Genomic DNA, 17322 nt, shown 5'->3' with positions numbered 1-17322 from the left:
CGACCGATCATCGGCTCGCGAGGGCGGCGATGATCCGGCCGGTGACCTCGTCGATCTCACCGAGACCGTCGACATTCACGACCAGTCCACGCCCTGCATAGACGTCGATGAGCGGAGCGGTCTGCTCGGCGTAGACGGCGAGCCGGTGCCGGATGACCTCTTCGGTGTCATCGCTCCGACCCTGCTCGGCCGAGCGCTTCAGCAGCCTCGACACGACTTCCTCGGTCTCGGCCGTGAGCACGATCACGGCATCGAGCGAGTAGTCGTCGACACCCAGGATGTCGTCGAGCTCCCCGACCTGCTGCAGGGTGCGCGGGTAGCCGTCGAGGAGGAAGCCGTCGACCACGTCGGGCTGGCTGAGCCGGTCCCGCACCAGGTCGTTGGTGAGGGAATCGGGAACGTACTGGCCCGCATCCATGAACTCCTTGGCTTTGACACCGAGTTCGGTGCCGTTCTTCACGTTCTCACGGAAGATGTCGCCGGTGGAGATGGCCGGAATCCCGTAGGCCTCCGACAGGCGCGCAGCCTGCGTCCCCTTACCAGCCCCCGGAGGGCCGATGAGGAGGAGGCGGAGCGAGCTGGTCACTGCCGGCTCGCTCTGCCCATCCGTCATCGCAGGAGTCCCTCGTAGTGGCGTTGCTGCAACTGCGAGTCGATCTGCTTCACCGTCTCAAGACCCACGCCGACGATGATGAGGATGGACGCACCGCCGAACGGGAAGTTCTGATTCGCCCCGACCGCCGCCAAGGCTATGAGTGGCAGCAGTGCGATCAAACCGAGGTAGATCGATCCGGGAAGGGTGATGCGCGTCAGCACGTAGTCGAGGTACTCGGCCGTCGGGCGCCCAGCGCGGATGCCCGGAATGAACCCGCCGAACTTCTTCATGTTGTCGGCGACCTCTTCAGGGTTGAAGGTGATCGCGACGTAGAAGTAGGTGAAGCCCACGATGAGCAGGAAGTACAACAACATGTAGAGCGGATGATCGCCACGCACCAGGTAGTTGTTGATCCAGGTCACCCAGCCTGCTGGCGCCTCACCGGGCGCCGGTTGGTTGAACTGCGCGATCAGCGCCGGCAGATAGAGCAACGACGACGCGAAGATCACGGGCACCACACCGGCCATGTTGACCTTGATGGGGATGTAAGTGTTGTTGCCGCCATACGTTCGCCTGCCGACCACCCGTTTGGCGTATTGCACGGGGATGCGTCTCTGCGAGAGTTCGACGAACACCACGAGCGCCATCACCGCGAGTCCGACCGCGATCACCAGCAGGAAGACCTCGAAGCTCTTGGTCTGCGCGATGAGCCAGAGCGACTCGGGGAAACGAGCGGCGATCGAGGTGAAGATGAGCAGCGACATGCCGTTGCCGATTCCCCGCTCGGTGATCATCTCGCCGAACCACATGATGACGCCGGTACCGGCCGTCATCGTGATGACCATCAGCAGGATGGCGTACCAGGCGTCGTTGGTGATCAGCTGGCCGCACTCCGCGACCGTCGAGGTGCCGAACAGGGCCCCGCTCCGGGCCACGGTGATCAGCGTCGTCGACTGCAGGATGCCGAGGGCGATGGTCAGGTAGCGCGTGTACTGCGTGAGCTTCGACTGACCGGACTGGCCCTCCTTGTAGAGGGTCTCGAAGTGGGGGATGACCACACGCAGCAACTGCACGATGATCGACGCCGTGATGTACGGCATGATCCCCAGCGCGAAGATGGACAGTTGCAGGAGGGCGCCACCACTGAAGAGGTTGACGAGCTCGTACAAACCGGACGTGTTCTGGTTCGCGGCAAGACAGGTCTGCACGTTTCCGAAGTCCACGAAGGGAGCGGGGATGAACGACCCCAGTCGGAACAGGGCGACGATGCCGAGCGTGAACCCGATCTTCCGGCGGAGATCCGGCGTACGGAAGATCCTCGCGACGGCTTTGAACAAAAGGGGGCCTCCTGCTTGCGTGTGTGGCTTAATGCCAAGAAAGCCGGTGACCCAGTTCATGGCCTCGACAGGCTACATCATTCACATGACGCAGAAGTCGATCGCGCACGAACCAGGCCACCGGTTTTTGGGGTACCTACTTGACGGAACCACCCGCGGCGACGATCTTCTGCTCAGCAGAGCCGGAGACCTTGTCGACCGCAACGTTCAGCTTAACTGCAATGTCACCATTGCCGAGAACCTTCACTTTTTCGTTCTTGCGGACAGCACCCTTGGCGACCAGGTCGACCACGGTGACATCTCCGCCAGAGGGGTAGAGCTCGGCGAGCGTCTCCAGGTTCACGACCTGGTACTCGACGCGGAACGGGTTCTTGAACCCGCGCAGCTTCGGGGTGCGCATGTGCAGCGGCATCTGCCCACCCTCGAAGCCGACTCGCACCTGGTAGCGGGCCTTCGTGCCCTTGGTGCCACGGCCCGCAGTCTTACCCTTGGAGCCCTCACCACGACCGACACGCGTGCGCGCCTTCTTGGCACCGGGCGCCGGGCGCAGGTGGTGAACCTTGAGCACGTGCTCGCGGGGGCCAGTGGCCTCTGCATCCTTGGCAGCCGTCTTCGGCGCAGCCTTGGCCGCGGGGGCCTTGGCAGCGGCCGGAGCCTTGCTCTCGCCGTCGGCGGCCTTGGCCGCGGCAGCCTTGGGGGCTGCAGCCTTCTTCGGAGCAGCAGCCTTGGCCGGAGCCTTCTCCGCCGCGTCCTTCTTGGGCGCAGCTGCGGCCTTGGGGGCCGCCGCCTTCTTCGGAGCAGCCTTCTCGGCGGCTTCCTTGGCTTCGTTCTCAGCCATTAGTCAATCTCCTCGACCTTCACCAGGTGTGCGACGGTGCGCACGTAGCCCCGGTTCTGGGCGTTGTCGTCGCGCACCACGATGTCGTGGATGCGCTTCAGTCCGAGGCTGCGCAGCGTGTCACGCTGGTTCTGCTTCTCGCTGATCTTGGACTTGATCTGGGTGATCTTCAGGCGCGCGGCCATCATGCACCTGCCTTCGCTGCTAGGGCGTCGGCCTCAGCACGCACGAGGCGGGCCGGGGCGACGTCTTCGAAGTCGAGGCCACGGCGGGCCGCCACTGCGCGCGGCTCTTCGAGCTGCTGCAGGGCCTCGACCGTCGCGTGCACGATGTTGATCGTGTTCGACGAACCGAGCGACTTCGAGAGGATGTCGTGGATGCCGGCGCACTCGAGTACCGCACGCACCGGGCCACCGGCGATGACGCCGGTACCGGCGGCGGCGGGGCGCAAGAGCACCACACCGGCTGCGGCCTCACCCTGCACGGGGTGGGGGATCGTGTTACCGACGCGGGGGACGCGGAAGAAGTTCTTCTTCGCTTCCTCGACGCCCTTGGAGATCGCGGTCGGGACTTCGCGAGCCTTGCCGTAGCCGACGCCCACCAGTCCGTTGCCGTCGCCGACGACCACGAGAGCGGTGAAGCTGAAGCGACGACCACCCTTCACGACCTTGGAGACGCGGTTGATGGTCACGACGCGCTCGAGGAAGTTGCTCTTGTCAGAGTCACGGCCTCCACGGTCGCCACGGTTCGGGTTGCGCTCACGGCCGCCACGGCGGGCCTCGCGAGGCTCGGCCTGAGTCGACTCGGTCGACGCAGCCGTCTCAACGGGCGCCTGGGCAACTGCTGCCACGTCCTGCTCCTTGTTGGTTTCGGTGCTCACAGGCTCAAACCACCCTCTCGTGCTCCATCGGCAATCGCCGCGACGCGGCCTGCGTAGCGGTTTCCACCGCGGTCGAACACGACAGCGTCGACGCCGGCCTGCTTGGCGCGCTCGGCGACGAGTTCGCCGACTCGCTTGGCCTTCGCGGTCTTGTCACCGTCGAAGGTGCGCAGGTCGGACTCGAGCGTCGAGGCCGACGCAAGAGTGTGACCCTTGCTGTCGTCGACGACCTGCACGAAGACGTGACGGGCTGAACGCGTGACGACGAGGCGCGGACGCAATGGCGTGCCCTCGACCTTCTTGCGAAGTCGGGCGTGCCGGCGATCGCGGGCAGCGGACTTCGACTTTCCTCTGATTCCAGTAGCCATGGTTACTTACCACTCTTTCCGGCCTTGCGGCGAACGACCTCGCCGGCGTAACGCACGCCCTTGCCCTTGTAGGGCTCGGGCTTGCGCAGCTTGCGAATGTTGGCGGCAACCTCACCGACGGCCTGCTTGTCGATTCCGTTGACCGTGAGCTTGTTGTTGCCCTCGACGGTGAACGAGATGCCCGCAGGCGGTTCGACCGAGATGGGGTGCGAATAGCCGAGAGCGAACTCGACGCCCGAGCCCTTCGCGGCGACGCGGTAACCGGTTCCGACGACCTCGAGGCTCTTGGAGTAGCCGGTGGTCACGCCGATGATCTGGTTCGCGATGAGTGTGCGGGTGAGGCCGTGCAGCGAGCGCGACTCGCGCTCGTCGTCCGGGCGGGTGACCAGAACCTGGTTCTCCTCGACCGAAGCGGCGATGGGCTCCTTGATGGTGAGCGCGAGCTCACCCTTGGGGCCCTTGACTGCGACAGCCTGACCGTCGATCGAGACGGTGACGCCGGCAGGGATGTCGATGGGAAGACGTCCGATTCGTGACATTGTCGATTACCACACGTAGGCGAGGACTTCCCCACCCACGCCCTTCTTGCTCGCCTGGCGGTCTGTCAGCAGACCCGAGGAGGTGGACAGGATGGCGACGCCGAGGCCGCCGAGGACCGTCGGGATCTCGGTGGACTTCGCGTAGACGCGGAGACCGGGCTTCGAGACGCGCTTGATGCCCGCGATCGAACGCTCGCGGTTCGGGCCGAACTTGAGGTTCAGCGTCAGCGTCTGGCCGACCTTCGCGTCCGAGACCTCCCAGCCGGAGATGTAACCCTCGGCCTTCAGGATGTCGGCGATGTGCGACTTGAGCTTCGAATGCGGCATCGACACGGTGTCGTGGTGCGCCGAGTTCGCGTTGCGCAGTCTGGTCAGCATGTCTGCGACCGGATCTGTCATTGTCATGATGTGGTGCCTTTCGCGCCTGGTTTCGACACCCTTTCCGAGGATGCCGACCTGTGGTCGTCGTGGGTGAGGTGGTGCTTAGGAGTTTTCGGCCGTCTTGAAGGGGAAGCCGAGCGCCTTGAGCAGCGCGCGTCCCTCGTCGTCGGTCTTCGCGGTGGTGACGACGGTGATGTCGAAACCACGCACGCGGTCGATCTTGTCCTGGTCGATCTCGTGGAACACGGACTGCTCCTGGAGACCGAAGGTGTAGTTGCCGCGGCCGTCGAACTGCTGGTCCGAGAGACCACGGAAGTCGCGGATACGGGGAAGCGCGAGCGAGAGCAGACGGTCCAGGAACTCCCAGGCGCGGTCGCCACGAAGCGTGACGTGAGCGCCGATGGGCTGTCCCTCGCGCAGCTTGAACTGTGCGATCGACTTGCGGGCCTTCGTGACCTGCGGCTTCTGGCCGGTGATCGCGGTGAGGTCCTTCACGGCGCCGTCGATGATCTTGCCATCGCGCGCTGCTTCACCGACACCGGTGTTCACGACGATCTTCACGAGCCCGGGCACCTGGTGCACGTTCGTGAAACCGAAGTCCTTCGTGAGCTGATCGACGATCTCGCTCTTGTACTTCTGCTTGAGGCGCGGCTGGATTTTGCCAGCGGGCGCAGCAGTCTCGGTGCTCATCAGAGGTCCTTACCTGACTTCTTCGCGTAACGAACGCGGACCGTCTTGGTGACGCCGTCCTTCGTGACTTCTTCGTTGCGGTGGCCGACGCGGGTCGGCTTCTTGGTCTCGGGGTCGACCAGAGCGACGTTCGACACGTGGATCGGCGCCTCCATGGTCTCGATGCCGCCGGTCTTCGTGCCGCGCTGGGTCTGACCGACGCGAACGTGCTTCGTGACGAAGTTCACGCCCTCGACGACGACGCGGTCCTTCTCGACCTGCACCTCGATGACACGACCCTGCTTGCCGCGGTCTCCGCCGCGGGCCTGGCTGGGGCCGGAGATGACCTGAACCAGGTCACCCTTCTTGATGTTCGCCATGACTAAATGACCTCCGGTGCCAGCGAGATGATCTTCATGAACTTCTTGTCACGGAGCTCACGGCCGACCGGTCCGAAGATGCGGGTACCACGGGGGTCCCCGTCGTTCTTCAGGATCACGGCGGCGTTCTCGTCGAACTTGATGTACGAGCCGTCGGAACGACGGGTCGACTTGACGGTGCGGACGATGACGGCCTTGACCACATCGCCCTTCTTGACGTTGCCACCGGGGATGGCGTCCTTCACGGTGGCGACGATGACATCGCCGAGTCCCGCGTAGCGACGGCCGGATCCACCGAGAACACGAATCGTCAGGAGCTCCTTGGCGCCGGTGTTGTCGGCGACCTTCACTCGTGATTCTTGCTGAAGCATTCTTCTACTCTTCCTGAACTAAGTAAGCCGAGGCCTACTTGGCCTTCTCGAGGATCTCGACCAGACGCCAGCGCTTGGTCGAACTCAGGGGACGGGTCTCGTTGATGAGCACGAGGTCGCCGATGCCGGCGCTGTTGGTCTCGTCGTGCGCCTTCACCTTGGAGGTGCGGCGGATGACCTTGCCGTACAGCGGGTGCTTCACGCGGTCCTCGACCTCGACGACGATGGTCTTGTCCATCTTGTCGGAAGTCACGTAGCCGCGGCGAGCCTTGCGGTAACCGCGGGCCTCCGCGTCTTTGACGTCGTGCGAAGCCGACTCGTGGCCAGTCGCTACGACCTTTTCTTCGGTCTTAGCCATTACTTGGCCTCCTCGGTCTCAGCAGCCTTCTCAGGCTCGGCAGCCTCGGCAGCGGGTGCCTCGGTCGCCTTCTTGGTCTTCTTCGTCGCCTTGGCCGGGGCCTCGACGGGGGCGGGCGTCGCTCGGATGCCCAGCTCGCGCTCACGGATGACCGTGTAGATGCGCGAGATGTCACGCTTCACGGCGCGCAGGCGGCCGTGGCTTTCGAGCTGGCCGGTAGCCGACTGGAAGCGCAGGTTGAACAGCTCTTCCTTGGCCTTGCGAAGTTCCTCGAGAAGTCGAGAATCTTCGAACGTGTCGAGCTCCGCCGGGGCGAGCTCCTTGGAACCGATCGCCATTACGCGTCGCCCTCCTCGCGCTTGATGATGCGTGCCTTAAGGGGCAGCTTGTGGATTGCTCGGGTGAGCGCCTCGCGAGCGACGGTCTCGTTGACCCCGCTCAGCTCGAACAGCACACGACCCGGCTTGACGTTCGCGACCCACCACTCGGGCGAACCCTTACCGGAACCCATGCGGGTTTCGGCCGGCTTCTTCGTGAGCGGACGGTCGGGGTAGATGTTGATCCACACCTTTCCACCACGCTTGATGTGACGGGTCATCGCGATACGAGCGGACTCGATCTGACGGTTGGTCACGTAAGCGGGGGTGATGGCCTGGATGCCGTACTCGCCGAAGCTCACCTTGGTGCCGCCGGTGGCGTGCCCACTGCGACCCGGGTGGTGCTGCTTGCGGTGTTTGACTCTACGGGGGATAAGCATGGTTACGCCTCAACTCCTGCTGCGACCGGAGCGTCCGCCTTGGGGGCGGCGTTACGGCGCGGACGGTCACGGTCGCCACGCTCGGGGCGCGTCGACTTCTGGTTGGCCTGCTCGCGGGCGAGCTCCTTGTTGGTGATGTCGCCCTTGTAGATCCAGACCTTCACACCGATGCGGCCGAACGTCGTCTTGGCCTCGTAGAAGCCGTAGTCGATGTTGGCGCGGAGGGTGTGCAGCGGCACGCGGCCTTCACGGTAGAACTCCGAGCGGCTCATCTCCGCGCCGCCGAGACGGCCGGAGACCTGGATGCGGACACCCTTGGCGCCGGCGCGCTGAGCACCCTGCAGACCCTTGCGCATCGCGCGGCGGAAGGCCACACGAGCGGTGAGCTGCTCGGCGATGCCCTGAGCCACCAGCTGAGCCTCGGCCTCGGGGTTCTTGACCTCGAGGATGTTCAGCTGGATCTGCTTGCCGGTGAGCTTCTCGAGGTCGGAGCGGATGCGCTCGGCCTCGGCGCCACGACGACCGATCACGATGCCCGGACGGGCGGTGTGAATGTCGACGCGAACGCGGTCACGGGTGCGCTCGATCTCGATGCGCGCCACTCCGGCGCGGTCGAGCGAGGTCTTCAGCAGGTTGCGGATCTTCACGTCTTCGGCGACATAGTCGCTGTAGCGCTGACCCTTCTTCGTGCTGTCGGAGAACCAGCGCGACACGTGGTCGGTGGTGATTCCGAGACGGAAGCCGTACGGATTGACTTTCTGGCCCATTACTTGCTCGCCTTCTTGCTCGCGCCTTCGATGGCCGAAGCCTCGTCGGGGGTTGCCAGCACGATCGTGATGTGGCTGGTGCGCTTGTTGATGCGGAACGCGCGACCCTGTGCACGAGGCTGGAAGCGCTTGAGCGTGGTGCCCTCATCGACGAAAGCCTTCGCGATGAAAAGGTCCTGCTCGTCCAGGTAGCTGTTCGAGGCATCCGCCTTGACCCGCGCGTTCGCGATCGCCGAGGCGACCAGCTTGTACACGGGCTCCGAAGCGCCCTGTGGGGCGAACTTCAGGATGGCCAACGCTTCAACGGCCTGACGGCCGCGGATCAGGTTGACGACACGACGGGCCTTCATGGGGGTGACGCGGATGTGACGCACGCGTGCGATCGACTCCACCATTTCTCTTCCTCCTTCACGTCACCGCGGTTAGCGGCGACGGCCCTTCTTGTCGTCCTTCACGTGTCCACGGAAGGTACGGGTGGGGGCGAATTCGCCCAGCTTGTGACCGACCATGGTCTCGGTGATGAACACCGGGATGTGCTTGCGGCCGTCGTGCACAGCGATGGTGTGCCCGAGGAACGCGGGGATGATCATCGAACGGCGCGACCAGGTCTTGATGACGTTCTTCGAACCGGCTTCGTTCTGCGTGACGACCTTGCGGTACAGGTGGTCGTCGACGAAGGGGCCCTTTTTGAGACTGCGTGGCATTTTCTACGACTCCTACTTACGCTTCTTGCCGACGGTCCGGCGACGCACGATGAGCTTGTCGCTTTCCTTGTTGGGGTGACGGGTGCGGCCTTCGGCCTGACCCCACGGGCTGACAGGGTGACGTCCACCGGACGTCTTTCCCTCTCCACCACCGTGCGGGTGGTCGACCGGGTTCATCGCGACACCACGGACGGTCGGGCGGATGCCCTTCCAGCGGTTACGGCCGGCCTTGCCCCAGTTGATGTTGGACTGCTCGGCGTTGCCGACCTCGCCGATCGTGGCGCGGCAGCGCGCATCCACGTTGCGGATCTCGCCCGACGGCAGACGGAGCTGCGCGTAGGGGCCGTCCTTGGCGACGAGTCGAACCGACGCACCGGCGGAGCGGGCCATCTTGGCGCCACCGCCCGGCTTCAGCTCGATCGCGTGGATGACGGTACCGGTGGGGATGTTGCGCAGCGGCAGGTTGTTGCCGGGCTTGATGTCCGCGCCTGCACCCGACTCGACGATGTCGCCCTGGGCGAGCTTGTTCGGCGCGAGGATGTAGCGCTTCGTGCCGTCCACGAAGTGGAGCAGCGCGATGCGTGCGGTGCGGTTGGGGTCGTACTCGATGTGAGCGACCTTCGCGTTGACGCCGTCCTTGTCGTTGCGACGGAAGTCGATCACGCGGTACTGGCGCTTGTGGCCACCACCGATGTGACGCGTCGTGATACGACCCTGGTTGTTGCGGCCGCCGGTCTTGGAGAGCGGGCGGAGCAGCGACTTCTCAGGAGTCGAGCGGGTGATCTCTGCGAAGTCCGCGACGGACGAACCGCGACGGCCCGGAGTCGTGGGCTTGTACTTACGAATAGCCATGTGTCTTTTCCTCTAGCTTCCGCGCCTAGCCGACGGCCGTGAAGATGTCGATGGAACCGGACTTCAGCGTGACGATGGCACGCTTGGTGTCCTTGCGCTTGCCCTGGCCGAACTTGGTGCGACGGGTCTTGCCCGTGCGGTTCAGCGTGTTGATCGACGCGACCTGAACACCGAAGATCTTCTCGATGGCGAGCTTGATCTCGGTCTTGTTCGAGCGGGGGTCGACCACGAAGGTGTACTTGCCCTCATCGATCAGGCCGTAGCTCTTCTCGGAGACGACCGGAGACAGGATGATGTCGCGCGGGTCCTTGTTGAACGCGGCGTTGCTCATGCGGAAACCTCTTCCTTCTTGGTCTTCGAGGCGACGAAGCCGTCGAAGGAACCCTTGGTGAAGACGATGTCGTCGGAGACGAGGACGTCGTAGGCGTTCAGCTGGTCTGCGGGCAGCACGTGAACGGTCGGGATGTTGCGAACGCTCTTGAGGCTCAGCTCGTCGGTGCGCTCCAGCACGATCAGCACGTGCTTGGACGACGCGACAGTGGCGAGGAACTCGTTCACGGCCTTCGTCGAGGGGGTCTCACCCTGCGAGAGCGACTCGACCACGTGCACGCGGCCGCCGCGAGCGCGGTCGGACAGCGCGCCGAGCAGAGCCGCGGCGATCATCTTCTTGGGGGTGCGCTGCGCGTAGCTGCGGGGCACCGGTCCGTGCACGATGCCACCACCGGTCATCTGAGGGGCGCGGATCGAGCCCTGACGAGCGCGACCGGTTCCCTTCTGCTTGAACGGCTTGCGGCCGGCACCGGAGACCTCACCACGACGCTTGGTCTTGTGGGTTCCCTGACGGGCCGCGGCGAGCTGAGCGACGACGACCTGGTGGATGAGCGGGATGTTGGTCTGCACGTCGAAGATCTCGGCGGGCAGCTCGACGGTGCCGGACTTCTTGCCGGAGACGTCGAGGACATCGAGCGTGTTAGTTGCGGTAGCCATGAACTACGCCCCCTTCACTGCGTTGCGAACGAAAACGAGGCGGCCCTTGGCACCGGGAACGGCGCCCTTGACCAGCAGCAGGCCCTTCTCGGCGTCGACCGAGTGGATGACCAGGTTGAGCACGGTGACGCGCTCGCCACCCATGCGGCCGGCCATGCGCATGCCCTTGAAGACACGGCTGGGCGTCGAGGACGCACCGATCGAGCCGGGCTTGCGGTGGTTGCGGTGCGAACCGTGCGACGAGGAGACACCCTTGAAGTTGTGGCGCTTCATCACACCGGCGAAGCCCTTACCCTTCGAGGTGCCCACGACGTCGACCTTCTGGCCGGCTTCGAAGACGCTCTCGGCGGTGAGCTCCTGGCCGATGGTGTAGTCAGCGGCATCCGCGGTGCGGATCTCGGTGATGTGGCGACGCGGGGTGACCCCGGCGGCGTCGAAGTGACCGGTGGCGGGCTTGTTGACCTTACGGGGGTCGATCTGGCCGGCGGCGATCTGAACGGCCGAGTAGCCGTCCTTCTCCGGGGTGCGGATCTGGGTGACGACGTTCGGAGAGACCTCGACGACGGTCACGGGGATGAGACGGTTGTTCTCGTCCCACACCTGGGTCATGCCGAGCTTCTTGCCGAGCAGGCCTTTGGAAGTCTTAGCGGTGGTAGCCATGAGTGTTTACTGGTTCCTTCCCGCTCAGAGCTTGATCTCGATGTTGACGTCGGCGGGGAGGTCGAGACGCATGAGCGAGTCGACGGCCTTCGGCGTCGGGTCGATGATGTCGATCAAGCGCTTGTGGGTGCGCATCTCGAAGTGCTCCCGGCTGTCCTTGTACTTGTGGGGAGAACGGATGACTGCGATCACGTTCTTCTCCGTCGGAAGCGGCACGGGGCCGACGACGGTTGCTCCTGCACGGGTGACCGTGTCGACGATCTTGCGCGCCGAGGTGTCGATGACCTCATGGTCATACGACTTAAGTCGAATGCGGATCTTCTGTCCCGCCATGTGTGACTCTCTCTCTGTCTCGCGTCGTACAGCCTCGACTGCATTGGACGCACCACTGTTTTGCTATCAAGCACGCGCACACACACTTCACCTAGGGCGAGGAGGGGGTGGCGATTAAGCTATGTTCTGCTGTCTGCGGCCTAGCCTCAGGGGCTATGCACTGCCAAAACAGTGATCCGGCACGCCAAGGGCGGCCCGAAATGTTGAACTAGACGAGTTTGCCACATCGGGGGCCTACTTGCAACCCGGGCGTGTCGCGCCTGCTCATGCCACCCCGGCGGCGAGGGCCAGCACGGCCTCGGCGGCTCGCACCAGCTCCGTGCCGTAGGACGGACCGTGGCCCACGGCGTGCACGGCCAGCGGGAACAACTGGTGCAGCGGAACCCGTGCGTGCCAGTCGGGAGCAAGTGGCGCGACCTGGTCGTAGGCGGTCAGGATGTCGTCGAGGAACGGCACTCCGAACAGCACCAGCATGGCGAGATCGGTCTCCCGGTGGCCGCCGTGCGCCGCTGGGTCGATGAGCACCACCCCCGTCGGTGTCCACAGGACATTTCCCGACCAGAGGTCGCCGTGCAGCCGCGCGGGCGGCTCGCCGTCGTCGAAGATGCCGGAGCGGATCAACTCGCACGCCCGCACCACGGTCTGGAAGCCGTCGGCGGTCAGGTTGCCCCGCGCCACGGCCTGCTCGGCGTACGGCCGCACCCGTTCCTGCGGGTAGAACTCGCTCCAGGTCGCCCACTCCCCCACCGTCATCCCGCGCCGGCCGATGTAGCACGGGCCGGACCAGCCTGCCGGTGGCACGCCGAACGCATCCGCGCCCGCCGCGTGCGTCGCCGCGAGCAGCTCGCCGAATCGCCGCGCCGCCTCCCGGCTCGGCCGCGCGCTGCGCAACTCGTCGAGCTCGATGCCGTCGGGCCGCACCGCGTGCACCCTGACGCAGGGGACACCGTCGCTCGCGGCCAGCCAGGCGAGGCCGGCCGCTTCGGCCTCGAAGAAGCCCTCGGGTGCCGCGGGGTCGAACTTGGTGAACACATCACCACGCTATGCCCGACAGGTTTCAACGGCATGTCGAACGAGAAACGTTCTTACGGGAGCACCCGGAGCCCAGTCGTCTCAATCGCGCTGGTCACTCTCGGCCAAGCTCTGTTCGCAGCGTCTGGCGGCGAGCCTCCCGTAAGAACGATTGCCCCCATTCTGCGCCTTTGCACCGAGAACGCAACCCTTGACTTCAGGCCCGAAAAGTGGATCGGATCAGGTGAACAAGAGCGCCCGCAGCTCGCTCTCCGCCGACGCCAGCCTGGTCGGGTCGATGGTCTGCCCGGCCGAATAGTGGTCGACGACCCGTGGGTCGACGTAGCTCTTCTTCGCGATCGCCGGGGTGTTGCCGAGCACCACGGATGCGTCGCGCATCGCCGCGGTCAGCGCCCGTGCCCGAGCTGTCGGCCGATCCTCCGGACCGTGCCGGGCGAGACTCACGGCGGCCGCGAGAGTGCCGTGCAGGGTGCGGAAGTCCTTGGCCGTGAACTCGCCGCCCGTGCGCTCCTTGACGTAGGCGTTGATCTCTTCCGGATCAACCGGATGCCAGGTGCGGTGACCCGACTTCCACGCGAGCAGACGCGCCTGTGGCCCGCGACGCTTCAGGCTCCGCACCACCGAGGCGAGGTCGGCGTCGAGGATCTCGGATTCCCATTCCTCGCCGCTCTTCGCAGGAAACTCCAGCTTGACGATGTCACCCGACACGGTCGCGTGCTCGCACAGCAGACTGGTGAGCCCGTAGCTGCCGTGCTGCTGGGCGTAGCGCTCGTTGCCGACCCTCAGCGAGCCGGTGTCGAGCATCCGGAAACCCGCGGCCAGGGCGCGCTCCTGCGGGTAGCCCTCTTTGCGCAGATCGAGCGTCACCAGCCGGCGGGCGGCCGGGAGCGATTCGGCCAGCGCCAGGGCCCGGTCGTACTTGATGCGGTCTTTCTGCTCCCGCCACGTCGGGTGGTAGATGTACTGACGGCGACCGGCGCCGTCGACTCCGGTGGCCTGGATGTGGCCGTTCGCGTAGGGCGCGATCCAGACATCCGTCCACGCCGGCGGAATGGCCAGGTGCTCGAAACGGGCGCGCAACTCCGGGTCGGTGATGGTGGTGCCGTCGTCGTCGCGGTAGGTGAAGCCCTTCCCCGAGCGGATACGACGGATGCCCCGTCCCGATGAATCTGAGCGTCGGAGGCGGGGCATCTCACCATCTAAGTCCTAATCGGACGAATCGGCCTACTCGGTGCCCACTGCTTTGTCGGCGGCAGCCCGGGCGCCCTCGACCTGCTCATCGAACTTGCCCCCGGTGACCTTCTTCACGGTGTCGGAGACACCGTCGAGCACCTTGTCGCTGATGTCTTCGGCCTGCTCGCTCTTCAGCGCTTCTTGCACCTTGTTGTCCGCTAGGAACTCTTGGGCCTTCTTCGTGATGTCGTCCAGTCCCATTTCGATCTCCTTCGATCCGGCCCCGACCTGACGAGGCTCAAGAGCACCATTGTGGCTGAAGTCCGAGGAACGCAAAAGGGCTTCTGGATCGACTTCAGGATTGGGGCCGGATGCTGAGGTCGCCGAGCGCCCGCGACCGGGCGAGTGATCGTTCGAACCGCCTGGTGCCGTTCCGCCCGTCAAAGGCTCGCGCAAGCTTCTCCGCCGCTGCCCTGACACCGACGGCGAGCTCGTCAGAAAACCACGGTTCGGGGTGATCGCCGAGAATGCCGACGAGAGCAGCCGCTTCGGCGCCGGCCACCCTGACCGGGCGGTGTGAGCCACGGTCGAGAGCCTCGAGCAGAACCCCCATTGCGCACAATACGTCGAATCGCTGAGCGTCGAAGAGCCTGTCATCGGCGATCCGGCCGATGTGGCGCTCCAGCACCGGAAGGCCCGTCGTCGCATCGTCGGTGACGGCGAAGTAGATCAGCTGGCCGGCCAGACCGCCGAGGTCGCCGCGCTCTGTCACGAGGTCGATGGACCGTCGATGCATCGACTGCGCGTCAGCCACCCGCCCGGCGCGCAGGTACGGCAGGAGCACCATCGACATAGCGTTCTGCGGCTGGCTGTGACAGGTCGCACCCGAGGAAAGCATCTCCTCCACCATGGTGATTGCTGCCGCGTCGTTCTCCATTTCGAGGTGATACCAGGCGACGACGGCGCGCGAACAGGCGTCGCAGTCGCCGAAGTCATCGGAAGGCGTTGAGCGCAACTCGTCGAGCAATCGGCGCGCCTCGTCGAGGTGGCCGAGCGCGACCTTCACCCGGAAGCGACTCTGCAGAACGCCTTTCCGGCCGACGCCGGCACGGGAGTACCGCTCTTCCATGTCATCGAGAACTCGGTCGATCTGATCGAGGCCGAATCGTGCCGATCCGACGAGCGCGCTGGCCATCCATTTGAAGTGCCAGAGCAACCGCTCCCCTCCCGCCGTCAGGGGAAACCGGTTCGGATCAGCGTCGTGACGGGCGCGACACCAGGCGAAGGAACTGAGCTGAACCTCTGTGTCACCGGTCATCGCGGCGGAATGCGTCATGCGCATCCGCAACGCGTACTCGAGCTCAGCGTCGTCGGACTCGATCGCTAGGGCGATCGCACGGGCGAGCAGAGCGCGTTCTGCGCGTCCGTAAGGCAGAGAGTCGATCCGTGCCACGAGGTCATTGACATTCACCGGGGCCTCCCTGTGCCAGGCGCAATGGTCCGCTGGAGAATCGCGGTGAAAGACCTCGCAACCATCGCTCGATCGACAGGCCTCAGCGGCCGATGACTCGCCAAGACGGCTTGCAGATTGAGAAGACGCACGGCCTCCTCGAACGCCGCCCGGTCGCTCATCTCGGCGAGCGACCGCACGATCTGATTGTTCCAGTTGAGGCAGAGCTGCAATCCGGATCGCAGTGGTGGTCCGGCAATGTCCAGGGCGATCGCGTCGACTCGATCGAGAACGTCTTTCCAGAGATCGTCGGACACCGATCGCGCGCCCTCGAGTTCGGCCCGTCGAACTGCTCCGGCGTCGTGAACCGACAGCGCAGCCACCTCGGACGGTTCGAACAGCCTTACGATCACGGCGACCTGGGAGTCGGAGAGGACGGCCCCGGCGCGCTCGACCAGTCGGAGAACGCGCTGACGGTCGGAGGCTGGCGGCGTTCCGAACCGTTCGCTCTCGCTCTTCGCTGTGACCGTCTCGAGAGTGGTCCCGGCGAACAACGCCGGAGCCCGCTCGAGAATCTCGACGTCGTACGCGTGGCCTGCGTTCAGGATCGGCCGGCCCAAGGGCATCAGTGGGGCGACCTGACGGAATTCGTCGACGGTATGCGCGTATCGGATCACGCCTCCGAGCAGGTCGCCGAGTTCCATGCGGCCGGACGATGTCTCGAACGCAAGGTGCGGCAGGAGGCACCGGGCGAACTCGTCGTCGTGCAGCGCGACTCCCTTGAGCGACATCTCGTGGATGGACACGAACTCGGCGAACCTCCTGGGCCTTTCGGCGGCGAGTTCGAGAATCCACTCCCTGACAGCTGCCCCGATGGCGTTCCTCGTCTCGAGAAGAGCGTCGTTCTCGACCAATTGCTCTCGAGACGCGGTCGGTGTGAGTCCGTCGGAATCCACGCACACCCTGGCGAAGACCAGCCAATTCGGAGTCAATTCCTCCGAGCGCTCCGACACCAGCATTCCACCGAGATGAACGGCTCCCGACCGCCGCGAACCTGGCGGCTGGGCGAACGGGAGAATGAAGGCGACTCCGCGCGTCGACGTCGACGGTGCACGCAGACTCACCATGTCGAAGGGGGTCGCACCGATGAATCCACGTCCGAAGGCCTCGATGGCTTCTCGATTCCCGGCCGTGATCTCATCAATGAACACCGGGTGCTGATTGACCTCCACGTGCCGACCTTGCGCATCTTCGACCAGGATCGGCACGTCGAGGAACCGTGCGTAGCGTCGAACGAGTGCCGTTACGGTCTCCGAATCGAGCGACATCGACGGATCGGCAGAGGGGATCAGGCGCACTTCGGTTCCGATGCGCCGCCGAGCAGATTCTGCGGTGGACAGGCGGCGGACCGTAAACGTGCCGTCGGTGCTGCCCACCCATTGCACGGCCGACCCGCCTTTGGCAGAACGCGTCGTCACCGAGATGCGGTCTGAGACCATGAAACAACTCAGCAGCCCGATTCCGAATTGACCGAGATAGTCCCGATGGGGCAACTCGAACATGTCGCGCTTGGAGCTGCTCCCAACCGTCGCCAGGAGCTCTTCGACTTCGTCGATGGTCAGACCGATACCGTCGTCGATGACTGCGAACTCGGACTGGCCCGGGCGGCACGGGAGCACGAGCACACCCCTCCCGGACACGCTCGGCTGCAGGCCTTCGCGGGAGTCCCATTCGCCCCGAGCCACCATCGCATCGCGAGCGTTCTGCAGCAGCTCCCGCAAGAAGACGTGAGGGCTTGAGTAGATGTGCCGACTCAGAAGGTCGATCATGCCTCCCAGATCGACATGGAAGGGCCGACCTGCCATCACGCGGAGAATCCATTCACGGCGGC

27 protein-coding genes are annotated in these 17322 nt (G+C 64.9%); all 27 read right to left on the bottom strand.

Annotation, left to right across the window (positions count from 1 at the left end):
* Positions 1-7: 7 nt before the first annotated feature.
* The 27 genes from N1027_RS08675 to N1027_RS08545 all read right to left on the bottom strand — a co-directional run bounded on the left by N1027_RS08675 (position 8) and on the right by N1027_RS08545 (position 17260).
* Positions 8-613 carry an adenylate kinase gene (locus N1027_RS08675; protein WP_259506978.1) on the bottom strand — a complete coding sequence of 202 codons (606 nt, stop codon included), beginning with the start codon at positions 611-613 and terminating at the stop codon, positions 8-10.
* A complete protein-coding gene (gene secY, locus N1027_RS08670) occupies positions 610-1932 on the bottom strand; it encodes a preprotein translocase subunit SecY (protein ID WP_259506977.1) in 1323 nt (440 codons plus the stop codon). The genes N1027_RS08675 and secY overlap by 4 nt, the downstream gene beginning before the upstream one ends.
* A gap of 136 nt (positions 1933-2068) precedes the next feature.
* A complete protein-coding gene (gene rplO / locus N1027_RS08665; protein WP_259506976.1) occupies positions 2069-2770 on the bottom strand; it encodes a 50S ribosomal protein L15 in 702 nt (233 codons plus the stop codon).
* Positions 2770-2955: a 50S ribosomal protein L30 gene (gene rpmD, locus N1027_RS08660; RefSeq protein ID WP_259507944.1), complete on the bottom strand. Its 186-nt coding sequence runs from the start codon at positions 2953-2955 to the stop codon at positions 2770-2772. The genes rplO and rpmD overlap by 1 nt, the downstream gene beginning before the upstream one ends.
* Entirely contained in the window at positions 2955-3620 is a 666-nt protein-coding gene (gene rpsE, locus N1027_RS08655; RefSeq protein ID WP_259506975.1) for a 30S ribosomal protein S5, read from the bottom strand. Before rpsE ends, rpmD begins: the two co-directional genes overlap by 1 nt.
* A 26-nt stretch (positions 3621-3646) precedes the next feature.
* Complete coding sequence (gene rplR, locus N1027_RS08650) at positions 3647-4018, bottom strand: 50S ribosomal protein L18 (RefSeq protein ID WP_259506973.1); 372 nt, start codon at positions 4016-4018, stop codon at positions 3647-3649.
* A gap of 2 nt (positions 4019-4020) precedes the next feature.
* A complete protein-coding gene (rplF, locus tag N1027_RS08645; protein ID WP_259506972.1) occupies positions 4021-4557 on the bottom strand; it encodes a 50S ribosomal protein L6 in 537 nt (178 codons plus the stop codon).
* 6 nt (positions 4558-4563) lie between these two features.
* The gene (gene rpsH / locus N1027_RS08640; protein WP_259506970.1) at positions 4564-4962 is read right to left on the bottom strand and encodes a 30S ribosomal protein S8; all 399 of its coding nucleotides are present in this window, start codon (positions 4960-4962) and stop codon (positions 4564-4566) included.
* 78 nt (positions 4963-5040) lie between these two features.
* Positions 5041-5628 (bottom strand): 50S ribosomal protein L5, encoded by a 588-nt coding sequence (rplE, locus tag N1027_RS08635; RefSeq protein WP_259506968.1) that lies wholly within the window; start codon positions 5626-5628, stop codon positions 5041-5043.
* Positions 5628-5987, bottom strand: a complete 360-nt coding sequence (rplX, locus tag N1027_RS08630; RefSeq protein ID WP_092547960.1) for a 50S ribosomal protein L24 — start codon at positions 5985-5987, stop codon at positions 5628-5630. Before rplX ends, rplE begins: the two co-directional genes overlap by 1 nt.
* A gap of 2 nt (positions 5988-5989) precedes the next feature.
* A complete protein-coding gene (gene rplN, locus N1027_RS08625) occupies positions 5990-6358 on the bottom strand; it encodes a 50S ribosomal protein L14 (RefSeq protein WP_066041167.1) in 369 nt (122 codons plus the stop codon).
* A 34-nt stretch (positions 6359-6392) separates the two neighbouring features.
* On the bottom strand, positions 6393-6716 hold the full coding sequence (gene rpsQ / locus N1027_RS08620) for a 30S ribosomal protein S17 (RefSeq protein ID WP_092547963.1): 324 nt from the start codon (positions 6714-6716) through the stop codon (positions 6393-6395).
* Positions 6716-7054: a 50S ribosomal protein L29 gene (rpmC, locus tag N1027_RS08615; protein ID WP_259506966.1), complete on the bottom strand. Its 339-nt coding sequence runs from the start codon at positions 7052-7054 to the stop codon at positions 6716-6718. Before rpmC ends, rpsQ begins: the two co-directional genes overlap by 1 nt.
* A complete protein-coding gene (rplP, locus tag N1027_RS08610; RefSeq protein ID WP_092547969.1) occupies positions 7054-7473 on the bottom strand; it encodes a 50S ribosomal protein L16 in 420 nt (139 codons plus the stop codon). Before rplP ends, rpmC begins: the two co-directional genes overlap by 1 nt.
* A gap of 2 nt (positions 7474-7475) precedes the next feature.
* Entirely contained in the window at positions 7476-8240 is a 765-nt protein-coding gene (rpsC, locus tag N1027_RS08605) for a 30S ribosomal protein S3 (RefSeq protein ID WP_092547972.1), read from the bottom strand.
* Positions 8240-8635, bottom strand: coding sequence for a 50S ribosomal protein L22 (rplV, locus tag N1027_RS08600; RefSeq protein ID WP_259506965.1), 396 nt, complete (start codon positions 8633-8635; stop codon positions 8240-8242). The genes rpsC and rplV overlap by 1 nt, the downstream gene beginning before the upstream one ends.
* Positions 8636-8662: 27 nt before the next feature.
* Positions 8663-8944: a 30S ribosomal protein S19 gene (rpsS, locus tag N1027_RS08595; RefSeq protein ID WP_022897962.1), complete on the bottom strand. Its 282-nt coding sequence runs from the start codon at positions 8942-8944 to the stop codon at positions 8663-8665.
* Between the two features lie 12 nt (positions 8945-8956).
* Positions 8957-9796, bottom strand: a complete 840-nt coding sequence (rplB, locus tag N1027_RS08590) for a 50S ribosomal protein L2 (protein WP_092547978.1) — start codon at positions 9794-9796, stop codon at positions 8957-8959.
* A gap of 25 nt (positions 9797-9821) precedes the next feature.
* Positions 9822-10127, bottom strand: coding sequence for a 50S ribosomal protein L23 (gene rplW / locus N1027_RS08585; RefSeq protein WP_259506964.1), 306 nt, complete (start codon positions 10125-10127; stop codon positions 9822-9824).
* On the bottom strand, positions 10124-10783 hold the full coding sequence (gene rplD, locus N1027_RS08580) for a 50S ribosomal protein L4 (protein WP_259506963.1): 660 nt from the start codon (positions 10781-10783) through the stop codon (positions 10124-10126). Before rplD ends, rplW begins: the two co-directional genes overlap by 4 nt.
* Before the next feature lie 3 nt (positions 10784-10786).
* Entirely contained in the window at positions 10787-11443 is a 657-nt protein-coding gene (rplC, locus tag N1027_RS08575; protein WP_259506962.1) for a 50S ribosomal protein L3, read from the bottom strand.
* Between the two features lie 24 nt (positions 11444-11467).
* Complete coding sequence (gene rpsJ, locus N1027_RS08570) at positions 11468-11776, bottom strand: 30S ribosomal protein S10 (protein WP_092547990.1); 309 nt, start codon at positions 11774-11776, stop codon at positions 11468-11470.
* A 264-nt stretch (positions 11777-12040) separates the two neighbouring features.
* Positions 12041-12808, bottom strand: coding sequence for a fructosamine kinase family protein (locus N1027_RS08565; protein WP_259506960.1), 768 nt, complete (start codon positions 12806-12808; stop codon positions 12041-12043).
* Positions 12809-13027: 219 nt separating this feature from the next.
* The gene (locus N1027_RS08560; RefSeq protein WP_259506958.1) at positions 13028-13999 is read right to left on the bottom strand and encodes a DNA topoisomerase IB; all 972 of its coding nucleotides are present in this window, start codon (positions 13997-13999) and stop codon (positions 13028-13030) included.
* Between the two features lie 33 nt (positions 14000-14032).
* Positions 14033-14242, bottom strand: a complete 210-nt coding sequence (locus N1027_RS08555; protein ID WP_259506956.1) for an Rv0909 family putative TA system antitoxin — start codon at positions 14240-14242, stop codon at positions 14033-14035.
* Positions 14243-14336: 94 nt separating this feature from the next.
* On the bottom strand, positions 14337-15452 hold the full coding sequence (locus N1027_RS08550) for a hypothetical protein (RefSeq protein ID WP_259506954.1): 1116 nt from the start codon (positions 15450-15452) through the stop codon (positions 14337-14339).
* Positions 15449-17260 carry an HSP90 family protein gene (locus N1027_RS08545; RefSeq protein WP_259506952.1) on the bottom strand — a complete coding sequence of 604 codons (1812 nt, stop codon included), beginning with the start codon at positions 17258-17260 and terminating at the stop codon, positions 15449-15451. The genes N1027_RS08550 and N1027_RS08545 overlap by 4 nt, the downstream gene beginning before the upstream one ends.
* Positions 17261-17322 lie beyond the last annotated feature (62 nt).

Origin of the sequence: Herbiconiux aconitum (assembly GCF_024979235.1) — a bacterium.
In the GTDB taxonomy this organism is placed as follows: Bacteria; Actinomycetota; Actinomycetes; order Actinomycetales; family Microbacteriaceae; genus Herbiconiux; species Herbiconiux aconitum.
This window is presented reverse-complemented; position numbering and strand designations above follow the sequence as displayed.